The organism is Streptomyces sp. NBC_00670, from assembly GCF_036226765.1.
GTDB lineage: Bacteria > Actinomycetota > Actinomycetes > Streptomycetales > Streptomycetaceae > Streptomyces.
On record NZ_CP109017.1, the window covers coordinates 6489976 to 6507200 of the forward strand.

Below are 17225 nucleotides of genomic sequence, written 5' to 3' on the forward strand. Positions count from 1 at the left end.
CCGCCGGCGAAGTGCGCCCAGTCCCTGCCGTTCAGGAGATCCTCCACAGGTCCCCCCGCGGGCGCGGAGATGCCGACACGGTCCCCCGAGACACCGGCGGCCAAGACGCACACAACCGCGATGACAGCGCTCTTCCGAAACCGCATGAACAGCAGCACTCCGTATCCGTGACTGATCGCCATTGTCCCAGGTGCGAGTGAGGGACCGTCGGCCGAGGGCCGTTCGGGAACGGCGGTCGCCCGGTACGGTGCGCGATATTCCGCGAGGCCTTCGGCCGTGAGGCGTGCCCGTGTACAGTGAAGACAGCCCTTGACCTGCACAAAGCGGGCAGGGAGCCGTCTTCCAGGAGTTCGACATGCTGCGCACCATGTTCAAGTCCAAGATCTAGTGTCCTGAGTCGTTAATTCGTGTGCAGTATGCGGCGAGGGTGTCGAGGATGTTGTCGGCGGTCTTCGTCCAGACGAACGGTCTGGGGTTCTTGTTCCACTCGTTGATCCAGCCGCGGATGTCCCGTTCGAGTTCGATGACGCTGCGGTGGGCCGAGCGGCGGAGTTTGCGGGAGGTCAGCTCGGCGAACCAGCGCTCGACGAGGTTGAGCCAGGACGCCGAAGTGGGGGTGAAGTGCAGGTGGAAGCGGGGGTGCCGCAGCAGCCACTTCTTGACCGGTTCGGTCTTGTGGGTGGCGTAGTTGTCCAGGACCAGGTGAAGCTCGAGGTCCTTGGGGACGGCGGCGTCGATGACCTTCAGGAAGCGGAGGAATTCCTGGTGGCGGTGGCGGCGGTAGTGCTGGGCGATGACCGAGCCGGAGGCGATGTCCAGGGCGGCGAACAGGCTGGTCGTGCCGTGCCGGACGTAGTCATGGGTCATCTTCGCCGGCACGGTCGGCGCCATCGGCAGCACCGGCTGGGTCCGGTCCAGGGCCTGTATCTGCGACTTCTCGTCCACCGCCAGGACCAGGGCGTTCTCCGGCGGCGAGAGGTAGATGCCGACCACGTCGCGGACCTTGGTCACGAACTGCGGATCGGTCGACAGCTTCCACGTCTCCACGATGTGGGGCTTGAGGCCGAAAGCCCGCCAGATCCGCGAGACCGCCGACTGCGACATGCCTGCCGACTGGGCCATGGAACGCGTCGACCAGTGCGAATCACCCGTCGGCGGCGTCTGGCCGAGCGTCCTGGCGACCAGGGCTTCGACCTGCTCGTCCGTGATCTTCCGCGGTGCACCCGAACGCGGCCGGTCCACCAGGCCCTCCAGCCGGTCCGCGGCGAACCGGGACCGCCACTTGCGCACCGTCTCCCGCGAGATGCCCAGGTCCTGCGCGACCTCCGCGTTCGGCCGACCCTCCGCACATGCCAGCACGATCCTCGACCGCATCACCAGCGCCTGCGACGCAGTCTGCTTGCGCAACCAGCCCCGCAGCACCCTGCGTTCGTGATCGGACAGCTCCAGCGGCAACGGCTTCGGACCAGGCATCGCCACACTCTACAACCGCACGCGAACTAACGACTCAGGACACTAGTATCTGGGCGTTTGTGCAGGTCAGAGGCGTAGTAGGGTCGCTCAGGTCAGCAAATGGTCAGCATCGGGTGCGAGGGCGTCCTGGCTTGCTGACCTGGTGGCCGCCGCGGCGGAGGGCCTGGGCGCAGGTGCCCGGCTCCCGCTCGGAAGGTGCGTCACGTGGCTCGTCAGCTCGCTCGCGGTATGGGGTCGTTCTTCAAGGACTGCGGCTGTGCCAGGCCGACGCGGTGCCTGCACCCGTACACGATCCGTTTCCGTAACGGCGTGGGGAAGCAGCTTGAGGAGGGTGGCTTCGCAACGCAGGACGAGGCGATCGACCGCCTCATAGAGGTCTACGCGGAGAAGAAACGCACGGAGCCGTCTGTCGCGGAGGCGCGCCGGGAGTTGGGTCAGCAGACGGTCGCGGAGTTCGCGAGGCAGTGGTTGCGTCGGCAGCGTCGTATGACCGTGTATTCGACGGGCGAGCACGTCAGCAGCTCCATCAACGTGCATATCGTTCCGCGTCTGGGGTCACGGAAGTTGATATCCGTCACGCCGATGGTGGTGGAGCGCTTTCTGGATGACTTGGAGGCCGACGGTGTCGGCCGGGGTAATCAGGTCAATATTTTGCGTGCGCTCAAGGCGATTCTGCGGGACGCCTATGACAAGGGGGCGATGGCTGATGACCCGGTGAGGGGGGTGCAGGAGCCAGAGTACGTTCGTCAGAGGGTGGTCATTCCGGACCTGGCTTATGTGAGGCGGGCTCTGGCTGTGGCGGGTGAGGACCTTGCTCTGGAGATCGTGATGATGGTGGGGTGCGGGCTGCGTAACGGCGAAGCGCGGGCCGTGAACGTCAACAATCTGGTGGCGGATGACGTGTACCGGGTGCACGAGCAGATCCACTCCAACACGCACCGGCCGGCGAAGCTGAAGCATCGCAAGGTGGGGGAGTTCCGGGAGGTTCCGCTGCCCCGCTCGGTACGGGAGGCGATCGAACGCTATGAGGCAAAGCACGGCACCACGCGGGAGGGGAATCTGCTGCGGGGGCCGAGCGGGTACTACACGGAGCCGATGGAACGCCGGCGCGTCCGCGCACTCTTCGAGAAGCTGCCTGTGGTGGACGGGATGGGGATGTATGGCTTCCGGCACTACTTCGCCTCTAACGCTCTTGGCAGAGGCATTCCGATCACGGACGTGGCCGAGTGGATGGGGCACAAGTCGATCGAGGAGACGTACCGCACCTACCGGCACCTGATGCCGGGAAGTATCACCAAGGCGGCGCGTGTCCTTGACGCGGGACTCTGGGACGCGGCTTGACACCGTGGCGAAACCTGTCGTGCTGCCCTCTGGTTGGGCTGCACCGGCACCACATGGCACAGGTTGTAGAGGCCGTCCAGGGGCGTCTACGTCAGTCCAGCAGAGGCAGGAAATTGCGCTTCAGAGCCTTTTGGTCCGGGAGGGTCTGCCTATAGGTGTGATCCCATGGGCCCTCAGCTCTGTGGACCGTGGCTGTCCCCCTCGGCTGTCCTCATCCCGCGTTCGCGGCTCCGCGATGAAGCGGCAGCACCGTCACCGCGGCGAGGACGGAGCCAGTGACGCAGCGTGCCCCAGCAGGCAGTAGCCGGGATAGCCGCGCCGGGTGAGTGACAGTGCTGATCCCTTGAGGACCTCAGTGGTCGGGCTGGCAAGTCGCTCAGATCGGCGGTGCGTTGGTGTGCGGGCTGCGACAATGAACAACTGCTGTTGCAGAGTAGAGGGCGGCTGGCGCAGAAGTGATCTGCCCAGCTCGGGAGGGCGGGGTGTGTGAGGGCGTGGTTTGAGCGCATGGCGTCGATTCCCGGGATGACGTTCGGCGGGAGTCCCGGCGTCGTCCGTGGCAGGCTGCCCGAAGCGGGGGTGCGCCCGGATGAGTCGTTCGGCAGCGCGATGTGGCCCATCCCCGAGGGACACACCTCTGCGACGCCGGCCAGCCGGCACGTAGCGCACGACGTACACGGCGAGGAGCTGATCGCTCGAGTGTGGGAGGCTCTGGAGCTTCCGGGTTCGGCGATGGACTACCACTTCGTCTTGCAGAACGCGGTCGAGAGGTTGTGGAGTACACGCCGTGCGCACCCTGCGGCACTGGAACTGCTCGAAGTGTTCGCCCTCTTGGATCTGGAGCTGATGGAGGCTGCGCCCGAGGCTGTGTCGTTCGAGGACATGGAGGCGGGAAGGTTTGTGCGGGTTACGTCTGTGCCCCGGTTGATCGGTCTGCTGGAGCGCGAGGGTGCCTTCGTCGAGGCACTCACGGTGTCGAGGCGACTGGTCCGCTTCGGTCAGGGCGAGGACGCAGTGGCCCGGCTGTCGGAGAAGGCCGGTGCGCTGGCAGCCGAGACCACGACGGCGGGCGGGGCACGGTGAGCGTTGGGCTGGAACGGCTCGTGCCTGCCGCGTCCTACCTTGAGGAAGCTTTCTTGCGGTGGGTTCTCACCCCTGCCGCGGATGCGGCCATCGTGCAGCGGGTGCACAGCCAGTACCCGGTCACCGTGCAGGAGCGCACCTACCGGCTGGACTATCTAATCGTGGGCCAGACGCTGCGGCTGGCTGTCGAGCTGGACGGCTTCGCGTTCCACAGCGACCGGGCAGCATTCACCTACGACCGGCTGCGGCAGAACGACCTGGCCGCCACTGGCCTGACGGTTCTGCGGTTCTCCTACGACGCGGTGCGCACGGACACGGCGCGCTGCGTGGCCCAGCTGCAGGCGATGCTGCGGCGCGATCCGGTGCTCGCTGCGCTGGTGACAGCGGTGCCGGTCGTCGAGGTTCCGGACATGGCCGGCAACCCGATGCTTGCCGCCGGCCCGCCCCGTGGCATGGGCGCGTTCGGGCCAGTGGCGGAGAGCTCCTACTTCGACGAGGTGCGTGACCGGGTCGACCGGGGGCCGCTGCGGTCCTGCCAGGACGAAGCGCTGGTCGCGCTGGCGAATTACTACGCCGGCGGCGGCCGGAATGCGGCCGCGGTGATGGCGGTCGGGGCCGGCAAGACGGCCCTGGGCGTGGCGGCGGCGCTGTCGTTTACCCGGCGGCGGGCGCTGGTGGTGACGCCGGGGTCGGTGATCCGCGGCACTTTCGCGTCGGCGCTCGATGCGGGGGCGCCGGGCAATGTGCTGTACGGGCTGGCGGGCGGGCCGATGCTGCCCGGCGCCCGCCCGCCGTCGACGCTGGTGCTGGATGCGGACGGGGAGCAGATCAGCCGGGTCGGCCGCGAGCGGCTGCTGGCCGCGGACATCGTGGTCACGAACTTCCACGCACTGGGCACGGGGGACAAGAGCGGGGACCTGCTGGCGAAGCTGGAGCCGGAGGACGTCGACTTCATCGTGGTCGACGAGGCGCACATCGCGGCCAGCGACTCCTACCAGCGGCTGTTCGCGCATTTCCCGCAGGCGCGGACGCTGTTGATGTCGGCGTGCTTCACACGCCTGGACGGCAGGCCAATCGACGCGGATGTCGTCTATCGCTACCGGCTGGTGGACTCCGTCGCGGACGGGGTGGCGAAGAACCTGCGGGTGCACCGGTTCGCACCCGAGACGGCGTCGACGGTGTATGAGGCGGTGTGGCCGGACGGGCGGCGCGAGCAGGTCGTGGGCCGTGATGCGCTGCTGCGTGTGCTGGGGGACGAGCGGAAGCTGGCGCGGATCACCGCGCAGTCCGAGGCGCCGATCCGGCAGGTGATGGCGGTGACCCGGGCGTGTCTGGACATGCAGGCCAAGCTGTTGGCCCCCATCAGGCCGCGGGTGCTGTTCGCGGCGATGGGCCAGGCCCACGCTGAGCAGATCGCACGGATCGCTGAGGAGCACGGCATCGCCTGCGCCACGCTGCACCACAGCATGCCGGCCTCGGCGATCGCCGCGACACGGCGGCGGTTCGAGTCGGAGGCGGGTGACCTCGAGGGCATCGTGCAATTGCGGATGCTCGGCCAGGGCTACGACTTCCCGCCCATCACCGTCGTCGTGCCGTTGCGGCCGTATGGCAGCTTTGGCGAGTTCTACCAGTTCGTCGGCCGCGGCGTCCGCGTCCTGCGCCACTCCCGTCTCGCCCCTGACCAGCAGTACCTGGACATGGTCTGCCACACAGAGCTCGGCCTGGAGGAGCACTTGGAGGCTTTGTGCGCGGACAACGACATGGACCCTACGGTTCTGCTCGAGGCACCGCTGATCGACACCGGCATGCTGGAGAGCGTTCTCGACGGCCGTGGCGGTGCCCCGGACGGGACCAACCCGGCGGGTGAGGGCGGGATGGACGCGTTCGTGCTGTACGAGCGGGGCCGGGTCGAGGAGCGTGTGATCCACGGCGTGGACCGGGTCGAGGCACGGCGGGCGGAGCGGGAGCAGCGGCTGCTGGCTCAGCGTTACGCCGTCTACGCGCAGAGCACTGCCTCCCCGGTCCCGTTCGAGCAGTTCGTCGACTACATGCGGAGGCTGACCGGTGGTACGTGACCCGTCGTACTGGTGGCATCCGGCCATCCAGGCCGACCCCGGAGAAGCCCTCCGCCTGGAGGCGGCGGCCGGGCAGCAGCGGCGGTTCGCCGAGCTCGACGCCCTGGCGGCCCGACTGCTCGGCGCTGCCCTGGCCGGACAGCCGCTGGCCACCGTCACTCCCGGCCGGGGACGCGACACCCCCGACAGGGCCGAGGTGACGGCCCTCACCCCAGCAGAAGCAGCCCTGTGTGCCGGCTTCTTCAGCGTCCAGGAGCAGCACAAGCGCGGCGCGTGGTACCTGCCGGCGAAACTGTCCGTGAAGGCGGGGGCGGTCAACCTGCCGCATCTGCTGCGGGAACGTCCCGGCCACGCTCTGACACTGGCCGCCGATGAGACCGCCCGGCTCACCGCCGTGGAGGGCGCGGACACCATCCTGCTGTGGGCGCTGCTGGTGCCGTTGTTCGAGACATTGCTGCAGCCCGTCCGGCTGCGAGCGGCGGGAGACATCTTCCCGCCCACGCAGCAGCAGCGGTTCTGGACTGTGATCGAAGAGCGCTACCGGCTTTTGGGCATTGGGGACGGTGCGCTGGAAGCTTTCCGCTACGGCGGCGCTTGGCCGACTCTGGACCGGGCGGGACAGCAGCAGGCCCGCCTGGAGCTGCTGGACACCCTCGCCGCTGCCGACCTGGTACAACTCGTCGCCCGCCACCGCATCCAGCAGCTCCAAGCCCTGATGTCCGGCTTCGCCAAGAAGGCCAGGGCCGGCACGGCCCTGGCGCGCCGGATACTCACCAAAGAACTGCAGCCGGTCGTCTCCGCGTACTTCGCAGGCGACTGGCTGGCCGCTCTGGACTACCTTCAGGCTCCTGTCCACCCGGACGAGGAAATCATCACCGCTCTTCCTGAGCCCCGCCTGTATGTGGGCACGTCCGTCCAGACAGCCGACGTTGCTGCCGAGGCGGGCATCGCGGAAGCCGAGGTGCAGGCCATGCTGGCCGCCTTCCTCGGCGGGGGCAGTTCCGTGTCCCCGGTGGAGGAGCGGACTGCTGCCCTGCGTCGCTGGTGGACGGGTTTCGACCAGGCGCATGCGGTCCAGGCGCCGGGGATGCCCTCCTTGTGGGGTCTGGTCGACGAGGAACTGATGAGCCTGTCGCGGACCGAGCAGGGTTTCACCCCTCAGCTGTACCAGCAGTGTCTGCCCGCCGACGTCCTCAAGGAGGTCGGACGGCTGTGGGCGACAGTGACGCTGCAGCGGTATCCCGGCCGGATCGTCAGCAATCCGCGGCCGCACCGGATCATGGCCGACGCACTGGGCCCGGCGGGCGAGTTCTGGCACGGCATGGGTCTGACCGCCTGGTTCGTGTGCGAAGGACCCTACTCCCGCACCACCCTGGACCGCGCCAACCGCTACTACAGCAAGTCTCTGGCGGCCCTGCGCGCGGCGGGCTGCCCCGTCGACCCGACCTTCTTCCGCGAGCTGGCTGCTGCCGAACAGATGCTGGGGCCGGAGGAGGACATCACCGACAGCACAAGCAGCACGGTCGAAACTCCCTACGGTCAGGTGATCTTCACCTCCGGCATGAGCGGCCGCACCCGCCGCAAGGGCTTCGAAGGGGTGCGGGACCTCATCACCCGATACCGGCGTGCCTGGGCCGAACAGCACCTCGCAACCTACCTGCAGCACCGGTGGCGCACCGAGCTGGAGAACGTCGCGCACCAGCTCCACCGCCACGTCGCGGCCAAAGGGAAGCCGCCCACACTCACCCAGTTCTCCCGGTTCGCCACGGAAACCGCCAACCACTGGACCGGCGGCGACCTGGGAGCGCTGTACACAGCCATCGGCGAGCCGGCACCGTCCGAGCAGGAACGGCCTGCTCGTTTGCTGACAGGTGACGGCTATGACGTGGCCCGGCGGGTGTATCGGGCACTGGGGGGTGAGCCTGTCGACCACGACACGTGGTTGAACAGGCCGGAGGAGACCCAGCGGCAGTGGCAGCTTGGCCGGCTGGCCGCCGAGAGTCTGCGCTATCTGCAACTGCAGGAGGCCCTCGGGCAGCCCCCGACGGCCAAGCAGTTCGGTGCCCATCGTCTGCGCTGGCCCTGGCCCGGCGAGGAGGCAGAGGGCTGGCCTCGCCTCCAGCAGGTTCTCGCTGCGCTCACCGGCATCAGCTCTGCCTCGGAACAAAGCCTCTCCCTCGCTGACGGCTCGACCATGGTGGTCCGCCCTCGGGACGGCGGACAGCAGATGCTGGCCAAGGGAGCCAACGCGCCCCTGGCACCCGAAGAGGCCGCCATCCGCGTCACTGCCTCCGGCGTGCCCGTGGACGTGTCCGCAGTGCTACTCACCGACGAGGGCAGAGTCCGCAGTGATGACGACCTGGTCTTCTACAACCACCCCTTCCAAGACGGGGTTCGCATTGACGGCGGGACCGTCACTGCCGAGCTGGGCCTCATCCCGGAAGGCGTCAGCAGCATCGCCATCGTCGTCAGCGTCGATCCCGAGGGTCCGCCCGGCGCAGTCTTGGACCAGAACACCGTGTGGGAGGCACAGATCACTCAGCCGTCCGGCGCCCGGCTGTCCTTCGTGCCGCCGCCGTTCACGGGGGGAGAGACGGTGGCCGTCGCGGTGGAGGTTTACCGCCGTACGGGTAGCTGGAAAGTCCGCGCAGTCGGGCAGGGCTACGCCAGCGGACTGGCAGGTCTGGCCACCGACTACGGCATCGATGTGGAGGCTTGAACCGGACGCACAGCGGGTGGGGGGATGGCGGGTCGTCATGGTCAGGTCTGCTGCCCTGGTGGCCTGCAGTCCAGCACTTTGGCCTGCACGGGAAGCCGATGGGCTGTGGCCTGTTGGTGCTGTTGCTGCTCGATCTGCTCCCGGCTGTGGGCCGGGGAGCAGACCGGCCGCCTGTTGGTGTCCCAGATGTCGCAGTCGAAGAATCCGACCAGGAGGATGCCGGCCGTGCGGGAGTGGCGCAGGTAGCGGGCTACCAGCTGGTCGGTCAGTGCCGTGGGGAGTGTGGGGTTCCAGCACCCCTTGCACTCGAGGAAAATCGTGACCGGGGCCGGGTCGTCGGGAGCAGTGGCGGCCTGGATGTGGATGTCGGTGCGGCCTCCTCCCCCGACGCCGGGGCGGTTGACCTGGCCCATCTGAAGCAGGCTCTGGCTGTCGCAGGTGACGACAGGGTCACCCCCGCATCCCTGGATGGGCCCCACCCCGGCCAGCGCACCACGGCCCGCCTTCAGCCGCCTCTCGTACGCGCTGTCTTGAGCCGCTCGATCCCACGCAGCGGCACGCCGGCTGAAGCCAGCATCCACCGCCGATCTCTGAGCTATCAGCGCCTGATCGTGCGCTTTCGCATCGTCGTGCGCTTTCGCGCGCCTGTCCGCGTCTCGGGCGTTGTCAGTGCCGGGTGCGACGATGCAGTCGTGACAAAGCCGAACCTCTCCGAATCCGGCACACTGCGAGAGCCTGAAGGCACCAGCGGTGATCGCGGACCGGCCGCGGACGTCTGGGCGCCATGTGCCGGAGATCCGAACCTGCGCACTCCTCCTCCGGCTGGTTCCCCGGGGCGCACGCCTGCGGGAGCGGATCTGGATCTGCATCTTGGCTGGGACCGTTTCGAGAAGCTGATGCTGGCCCTGGCCCGCCGTGCACTGGGCCTGCGGGACATCCGCTTTCGGCGTTACGGGGTCCAGGGGCAAGAGCAGCACGGCATCGACCTGGCTGGTCGGGAGCCGACGGGTGACTACGCGGTCATCCAGTGCAAGGACTACGCGGCGTTCACCGCCGGGGACCTGCGCAAGGCGGTCGAGAAGTTCGCCGTCGGTCGGCGTCCCTTCGATGCAGGCCGTCTGATTGTGGCGACTTCTGCCTCCACCGAGGCCACGCAGCTGGCCGACGAGCTGGCCGCGCTTCAGCTCCAATATTCTGATCTCGACTTGGACCTGTGGGGAGCCGAGCAGATCAACCAGCACCTGCGCTACTGCGGCGACATCGTCGCCCAGTTCTGGACGCGGGAGACGGCGGCCGACTTCTGCACGGGCGCTCCGCTGCCAGGGGTGCCGGCTCCACCGCCGGACCGGCAGGAGCAAGCCGAGAGGGTCCTCATCGGGCCCCTCAACACAGATGATGTGGCGCCGATGCTGCGGGCCGCGGACAGCAGGCGGACCGAGGCACCGGCGGAGTCAGCCAGGCTCTACGGAGACTTGGCGCACCGGCTGTACGTCGCCGGGTACCGGGGACATGCCACCGTCTTGCGGAAAAAGCAGCTCGAGGCGCTCCAAGAGGGCGGTCTGTTCGACGAGGCAGCCGGCTTGGCGGCCGAAGTTGCCGCAGCCGCACTCCACCACGGAGACAGCGATCAGGCACGGATCCTGGCCCACCAGCTCGAGCAGTTCGCCCGCGACGCGGCCAGCTCCCGCACCCCAGAGGCTTCGGCCACGGCACGTCACGCCACCCTCATCAACGCGGCCGCCCAGGACATCGCCCACCCTCTGACCATGAGCCGTCTGGCCCCCGCCCTGGAAGCCGGCGACAAACACGCCCCCGACTACCGGCCGCTTCTGGTCCTCATGCTCGGCGAGTACCGGCTCGCCACCGAGTTCCATACGCTCGAGGAACTCGACGGCCTCATCAGCGCAGCCCTCGCACAGGCAAAAGACCAGCCAGTAACGGAACAGACGCAGGACATTGTTGTGCGCCTGCGTCTGCTGCGAGCCGAATACGACATCGCGCAACGGCAGGAGTTGCTCCGCGAGGCCAGACGGCACCGGATGAAGGGCCGGCACGCAGCACTCGTCAGTGCGCGCGAGGCGCGACGCTGCGCCCTCGAAGGCCGGGCAGAGGAAGCAGTGGAGAACTGGAGGGATGCCGTCCAGGACGGCATCCACGCGGGACTTGCCGAAGAGGCCGCCGACTGGCTTTACGCCATCCGCGCGGCCAACGCACGGTACGGACCGTGGATGACCGAGATCGATGACGAGCATCGCCTTGCCCAGGCACTGCGCACGACGGGCACCGGTCGCCTGTTGGACCGCATCCGGGACCCCAGAGCACAGGCGATGTCGGCGCTGGTGAGGGGCAAGCCCACCGAGGCGGTCCTTGCGGCCCGGCGCTGGCTGGCCGACAGCGTGGTCACCGGGAGCTGGGCGGACGAGAGCGAAGCCGTGACGGTGCTCGCGGACCTCTACCGCGACCACAGCGAACCCGCCCTGGCGGCGGCCTACTACCAGCGCGCCGGAAGCAGCGAGAAGCTCGAACAGCTTACCAAGGGCATGGGAGATGAACTGCTTCCCCTGGTGCCCGGCGTGAGCCAGCCGTGGTGGGTCCTGCGTGCACGGGCAGCCCTCATTGCGGCACAAGCCGACCTGGGCGAGGACGCGGCGGCCCACGAGCTGTTCGAGGAGATGCTGGACCTGGCCGTACGCGGCAGGGCTGGTGAACTCGTCGATTCACCTACACGGTCCCTGGCCGTGCAGGCCGCGAAGAGCGCCTGCGCTCTCGCCTCGCGCAGCTCACCTGAACAGGCCGCAGCACTGCTGGACCTGCTCAGCTCCGACGTCCCCCGCCAACCCCATCAGTACAGTTACACCGACGACGAGCACGCGACCGCATGCGTGGCCATCGCCATGGCACACCCCGAACTCGCCATGCGCGCCCTCACCAGGCTGTTCGATCTCGCCGACGTCCACACCGACAAAGCTCTGAACGTACTTCTAAGGGATCAGACGCTGCGCCTACTGGGCGCCTGGCCGCAGGGCGACAGCTCGGCTGTCGGCACTGCCTCCTGCAGCCCGCTGAGCGATGACGAACAGAACACCCTGCGCAGGCGAGCCGACGAGCTGGTCAAGCGGGAACACTACCTGTCCAACGTGATCCAGGCCGCCCTCACCCCCGGCCATCCCGACGTGCAGGAGCGCGCCAGGACGGCTCGGGATCGCATCCTGAGTCGGCCTGAGCCGGAGCCCAACTCCATGTCCCTGGGCAGCACGATGGTTCCCGACTCGGCCATGGTCTGTCACCTCGCCTCCGATGATCAGCGAGCCTGCCTGAACAAGCTCCTTGCCGTGGCGAGTGATCGACGAGAGTCGGCGTCCAACCGGCAGGACGCTTTGATCGGCGCCCGCAATCTCGTCGTCGACCAGGAATCGGAGACCAAGGGCACCACCTTCCGTGCAAGTCAGCCCTTCGCCCTGGGCGCGCTCGACGGAAGCCGACTCGACGAGTTCACGGGCCAGGCCCACCCCCTCAGTACCTTGAAGATCAACCTGGGATCCGCGTCGCTGCGCGGCCCCGGACTGCGCCTGGCTGCTGCCTCAGCGACAACAGCTGACGAGCAGGAATGGGTCAAAGAACAGGCAGTTGAACTCCTGCGCAGCGACGATGCCCATGACGTCCAGGAAGCAGCCCTGACACTCAACAGCCTCCCAAGCGACGTCACAAGGGACATTGACGCCCGCGCTCTGGCCGACCACAGCCATGTCACGGCTCGGCAGCTCAGCGCAGTGCTGTGTATGCAGCAGCCCCAGCGCTTTGCCGATACCACGGCTCGTCTTGCCGCAGACCCGAGCGTCCGAGTGCGCCGTACTCTGGCCGAAGCGGCGACAGCTCATGCAGGCCGTGACGCCCCACCAGTAGTCGCGGGACTTCTGGACCGTCTTGGCAAGGACCCCCGGCACAGTGTCCGCGTCTTGGTGCGAGTCCGGTAGAACAAATCTCAGGTCGTGTCCGCAATGTCAGGGAGCCTGAGTTGCAGGCAGGCGAGGGTGACCATGGCTTGGGAGTGGCGGCCGCGTTTGTCGTACCGGGTGGCCAGGGCCTTGTGGTGCTTGAGCTTGTTGCAGCAGCGTTCGACGACATTGCGGCACCGGCAGGCGGCACGGTCGAGGTAGTAGCGTCGCTCACCGCGCCGGATACGGCCGTTGATCTGGTCGATCCGTTCCGGGATGGCCGCCCTGGTGCATCGCCTGGGCAGGTAGGCGCGGATCTTCACGGACGAGTAGCCCTTGTCCGCGGCGACCTGCTCCGGTCTGGACCGTGGCCGGCCCGGGGCGCGCGATCCTGATGCGGGCCATTACTGCCTCGAACTGGGTGCAGTCGTTGACGTTCCTGGCGGTGAGGGCGAAGGCAAAGGCAAGAAGGCGGTCGTGTCCGTCGCAGGGAAGATGGATCCTTGTGGTCAGTCCGCCGCGAGACCGGCCGATCGCCTCGCCCGGCCAGAGCCCCCTTTTCGGGCCCCGCCGCATGCTGGTGGGCCCGCACGGTGGTGGAGTCACGATGCGCCAGTCGACGGTGCCCACGGCATCGCAATGCTGCTGGGCGTTGGCCAACAGGCGGTCCTAGGTGCCATCGGCCGACCAGCAGCGGAAGGGTTCGAAGACCGTCTTCCACGGGCCATAGCGTTCGGGCAAATCCCGCCAGGCCGAGAACGGCGAGTCGTCTGCGCCCGGCCGCCGCGGGGTGCGGGGCTGGGGGCAGCGGTCATGGCAGGGATGATAAGAGCTGTTGCACCATCAGCGTCTGGGGGAACTGTTGTATTTGAACCGCGTGAAGGTTGCTGGTCTGAGGGCGAGCGCCGAAGGGGAGATCGAGCGTCAATTGCCCGGGCGTTTCAGTGTCCTGCTCGGAGCCAACGGGGCTGGAAAGACGACGATCACCGATTCGTTGTACCTGGCGCACACCAGCCGGTTCCCCCTGCTGCCCCGGCAGAGTTCGGCCGTGTTGGGCACCGGTGGCACGCCGAGAGTCGAGGTGCAGTACCGGCTGGAACCCGCGATGGAGGCCGAGGGCCCCTTGGGGCAGCACATCCGCGACACCTGGCACAGTCCTGCCGACGGCGTCGCCCAAAAGTGGTTCTCGGACCTCGAGCGAAACCTGGGCACAGTCCGTGCCCGGGTCGACCACGACCGCATATTGCAACGCGGGCTGGGGACTGACCCGTTCAAGTTCATCTACCTGCCGGCTTGGCGGCATCCGCTGGACGAGCTGGCTCGTCGTGAGACTCGGATCCTTATCGAGCTGCTTCGAGCCCAGCAGGAGCGTCTCGACGGCAGCCGCAGCCTGGTGCCACTGCGGGTGAAGGCCTCCCGACTTTTGGAGAACCTTGCCAAGGACGGGCTCATCGCGGCCGTTGAGGAGCGCGTCAGCGCGCATCTCGCCGCGCTTACTTCCGGGGTGCAGCGTCAGTGGCCATTCGTGCGGGGTCAAGTGATAGACGATTCCTACCTCGCGCGGGTGCTGGAACTGATGCTGGCCGTTGTCGAAGGGCGCTCGTCGGCCCGCCCGCTGGAGGTCTCGGGCCTGGGTTACGTAAACCTGCTGCATATGGCGGTGACGCTGGCTGCGATACCCGACTCTGCTGCCCGCGCTGCGGCTGCAGCGAAGGCGCCGGACCCGGCCGAAGATGTCGAGGGATTGTCCCCGGCCGATGAGGAGCGACTGGCCAGAGAGAGAAACACACAGGCCACGGCAGAGGCCGAGTCCGAGGCAGACTCCTTTTTCCCTCGCGCCCCGTTCCACGCCACTGTCGTCATCGAGGAACCCGAAGCCCATCTTCATCCTCAACTGCAGCATGCTCTGGTGCGCTATCTGCGGAAAACCGTGCGGGAGCGTCCCGAACTCCAGATCGTGCTGTCCAGTCACGCTACCGACATCATCACCTCCTGCGCCCCCGAAGACCTCGTCGTCGTGCGGCGCACGCCGGAGGGCCAGCGGGTCTGCCGGCCCATCGCGGGGATTGCTATGACCGAGCGGGGCAAGACGCTGCGCATGGCCCGCCTGCACATGGACGCCAGCCGCTCTGCCGCGCTGTTCGCCGAACGGCTCGTCGTCGTCGAGGGCGTGACCGAGGCAGCCCTGCTGCGGGACTTTGGCCGAGCCTGGGCCGGCACGGACGAGGCGAAGCGCGCCTTTGTCGAGGCGCTCAGCATCATGCATGTCGGAACCAAGGTGGGACCATGGACCTCTCGCCTCTTGGCGACGAAGGGCTCAGAGATCTGTACCCGGCTGGCGGTGCTGCGGGACAGTGACAAGCCGTTCGCCGAGCAGCCCGAACCCCCTAGCTGGCTCGACGAGCACGATCCGGCGGTCGTACAGGCCTTCATCAGCCACCCGACGCTGGAGCCGTCCATCACGCAGGGAAACGAGCAGCTCATCAAGACAGCGTTGCGTGACATCGACGCAGCGGCTCCTGTACCGATCACCCCGCAAACGGTGCATGATCTCTTCAAGAGCAAACGGAAAGGGAAGAAGGGAGCCCCTGATACCTCTGAGGGTCCGCACAAGAAGGACAAGGCGGCCTTCGCCGACGCACTGGCCTTCCGCCTGAGCGACGCGATCGACCGCGGTGACCCCGTCCACGTCCCGGACCATCTACAGCAGCTGTTCGACTTTCTCTTCCCCCATCCCGCAGACCCGCCGGGCGACGATGGTTCGAAGACGGATGAAGCAGAGCGCGAGGACGTCTCCTCTGGCTTGTCTCCTGCCGTTCCTGACATTGCGCCGTTCGACCCACCGGCCCCGCCACCGGAGTCTGCGCCGACCGGAGGGTGGCCCACCGCTCCGACACATTTCGCAGATCCCGATCCCTGGGCAGTCGCAACTCGGAACCCTGATCCGTGGGCAGACGCTCCCTGGGGGGACCCCCCGTACGGGGATGGCGATGACCAGAGCTGACACCGCCGACTGGCTCACCACTGAGCAACTGATCGCGGCGGCGACGCCGCACCGTCGCGTCTACATCGAAGCTGCCCCCGGTTCCGGCAAGACCACCGTGGCCGCTCAACGCTTCGGCGTTCAGCGTTTCAACGGCAATGACCAACGGGCGGTTGTCGCCGTCAGCTTCACCCGCTCCGCGACCGCCGAGCTCCGCGACCGTGTGCTGCGCCACTGGGGGCGCAGCGTCCTTGACTGGCCGCATCGCGTCGTCACACTCGACACCATCGTGTGTGAGCTGCTCACCCACCTTCTGCACACCGGCCACGTGCGCTGGCCCGCAGGCCACCGCGAGCTCACGGTCGTCGACCACTGGCGGGTCCTGCTGCCTACTCGGTGGAGCGACTGGGAGCCCACCGTCATCTTGAGGACAGGACAGGTCGTGGCCCAGACCGTTCGCCGTGCCAGCAAAGCAAACAGGCCCAACGCAGACGACGTCCGCACGGCGCTGAGCGAGGGGTACTGCACCCACCAGGACGCACGCCACGTCTTCGAAACAGCCCTGGACGCGCCCGGCGTACGCGACGTGGTACGCACCCGCCTCGCCCAGACAGCGCGAGCTCTGATCGTCGATGAAATCTTTGACGCCAACGCACTCGACCTGGCCCTCGTACGACTCGCCGCCGACGCAGGTCTGGAAGTCACCGTTGTCGGCGATCCGTGGCAGGCCCTCTACGCCTTCCGCGGCGCCCGCCCCGAAGAAGTCCCCGCCCTGACGCACGAAGCCCGCTTTGTCCAGCGGGACCTGCACACCTCGTTTCGATGGACGAGCCCGCGACAAGCCCTGCTGGCCGCCGAACTGCGCGCAGGACTGGGCCAGATACTCCCCAAGGGCCCGGCCGAGACCACGGATGTCCTAATCGCTCTGCAATGGAAGAGCCTGTGGGAGGCAGGCGCTCATGTCCTGCCCCTCGCCTACAAGTCAACCACCGGAAACATTCAAGAAGCAGCCTGCACCCTGGTGCTCAGCGAAGTCACCCAGCGTATGTTCGGTGAAGACGCCACCTTCCACGCCGACGCTCTCATCACCCTCGGCATCACCCACGACGCGGCGCAACGCCTGCGCCCTCTCCTTCAGTCCATCGTTGACGACCTTGAGGGCACGACCGACACAGCTAAAGTCTGGTCCGCCCTTAACGCGGCTGTTGCCACCGAAACCGACCGCCCTCTCCCCAAAAGGCCACACGCCACCCACATAGCGCGGTTGAAGAACCTGAGTACTCGCCTCCGTAACTCCTCGCGCCTGGTCCCTGGCCTCACCGCCCATCAGGCCAAGGGCCGAGAATGGGACGTCGTCGGAGTCCGACTGACTGATGCGGAGTGCGCAGTACTACGACAAGGCCTCCGCGCGGACAGCGAAGACCATCGCAAGCTCTACGTAGCTCTCACTCGGGCCAGAACACGCACCGTACTTGTCCCGGCAAACGAACTATGACGGCCTACTGCGTCGAGAGCGGAACTGACGCCAGCTCCCCACAGGCCGCTTGGATACGGCCATCGCTCTGAGACTCGCTTTCTCGTCGGGGCTCAGGCGCCCGCCGACGGCCGGAAGCGTG

At 67.5% G+C, this 17225-nt stretch carries 9 protein-coding genes and 1 pseudogene; 7 read left to right on the top strand and 3 right to left on the bottom strand.

The window, feature by feature from the left end; translation table 11 throughout:
• Nucleotides 1-384: 384 nt before the first annotated feature.
• Nucleotides 385-1473, bottom strand: a complete 1089-nt coding sequence (locus OIE12_RS28620; RefSeq protein WP_329130307.1) for an IS630 family transposase — start codon at nt 1471-1473, stop codon at nt 385-387.
• Nucleotides 1474-1677: 204 nt separating this feature from the next.
• Here OIE12_RS28620 and OIE12_RS28625 point away from each other — a divergent pair, with 204 nt between their 5' ends.
• The 4 genes from OIE12_RS28625 to OIE12_RS28640 all read left to right on the top strand — a co-directional run bounded on the left by OIE12_RS28625 (nt 1678) and on the right by OIE12_RS28640 (nt 8691).
• Nucleotides 1678-2814, top strand: coding sequence for a tyrosine-type recombinase/integrase (locus OIE12_RS28625; RefSeq protein WP_329140224.1), 1137 nt, complete (start codon nt 1678-1680; stop codon nt 2812-2814).
• 507 nt (nt 2815-3321) lie between these two features.
• Nucleotides 3322-3897, top strand: a complete 576-nt coding sequence (locus OIE12_RS28630; protein WP_261383763.1) for a hypothetical protein — start codon at nt 3322-3324, stop codon at nt 3895-3897.
• 101 nt (nt 3898-3998) lie between these two features.
• Nucleotides 3999-5972: a DEAD/DEAH box helicase family protein gene (locus OIE12_RS28635; RefSeq protein WP_329140228.1), complete on the top strand. Its 1974-nt coding sequence runs from the start codon at nt 3999-4001 to the stop codon at nt 5970-5972.
• A complete protein-coding gene (locus tag OIE12_RS28640; protein ID WP_329140230.1) occupies nt 5962-8691 on the top strand; it encodes a TerD family protein in 2730 nt (909 codons plus the stop codon). Before OIE12_RS28635 ends, OIE12_RS28640 begins: the two co-directional genes overlap by 11 nt.
• A 41-nt stretch (nt 8692-8732) precedes the next feature.
• Here OIE12_RS28640 and OIE12_RS28645 read toward each other — a convergent pair whose 3' ends face one another.
• A complete protein-coding gene (locus OIE12_RS28645) occupies nt 8733-9104 on the bottom strand; it encodes a hypothetical protein (RefSeq protein WP_329140232.1) in 372 nt (123 codons plus the stop codon).
• Nucleotides 9105-9221: 117 nt separating this feature from the next.
• On the opposite strand from OIE12_RS28645, the gene OIE12_RS28650 reads away from it, so the two are divergent.
• Complete coding sequence (locus OIE12_RS28650; protein ID WP_329140234.1) at nt 9222-12665, top strand: hypothetical protein; 3444 nt, start codon at nt 9222-9224, stop codon at nt 12663-12665.
• A gap of 8 nt (nt 12666-12673) precedes the next feature.
• On the opposite strand, the pseudogene OIE12_RS28655 reads toward OIE12_RS28650, so the two are convergent.
• Nucleotides 12674-13382: pseudogene (locus OIE12_RS28655) on the bottom strand (IS5 family transposase); the annotation flags it as partial.
• A 79-nt stretch (nt 13383-13461) separates the two neighbouring features.
• Between OIE12_RS28655 and OIE12_RS28660 the strand changes: the two are divergent.
• Entirely contained in the window at nt 13462-15630 is a 2169-nt protein-coding gene (locus OIE12_RS28660) for an ATP-dependent nuclease (RefSeq protein ID WP_329140236.1), read from the top strand.
• Entirely contained in the window at nt 15617-17104 is a 1488-nt protein-coding gene (locus OIE12_RS28665; RefSeq protein ID WP_329140238.1) for a UvrD-helicase domain-containing protein, read from the top strand. The genes OIE12_RS28660 and OIE12_RS28665 overlap by 14 nt, the downstream gene beginning before the upstream one ends.
• Nucleotides 17105-17225: the final 121 nt, after the last annotated feature.

What these genes read in the sequence shown, in the direction of transcription:
- OIE12_RS28620 (WP_329130307.1), bottom strand. Translation starts at nt 1,473, where the DNA reads ATGCCTGGTCCGAAGCCGTTGCCGCTGGAGCTGTCCGATCACGAACGC.
- OIE12_RS28630 (WP_261383763.1), top strand. Translation starts at nt 3,322, where the DNA reads ATGGCGTCGATTCCCGGGATGACGTTCGGCGGGAGTCCCGGCGTCGTC.
- OIE12_RS28645 (WP_329140232.1), bottom strand. Translation starts at nt 9,104, where the DNA reads ATGGGCCAGGTCAACCGCCCCGGCGTCGGGGGAGGAGGCCGCACCGAC.
- OIE12_RS28665 (WP_329140238.1), top strand. Translation starts at nt 15,617, where the DNA reads ATGACCAGAGCTGACACCGCCGACTGGCTCACCACTGAGCAACTGATC.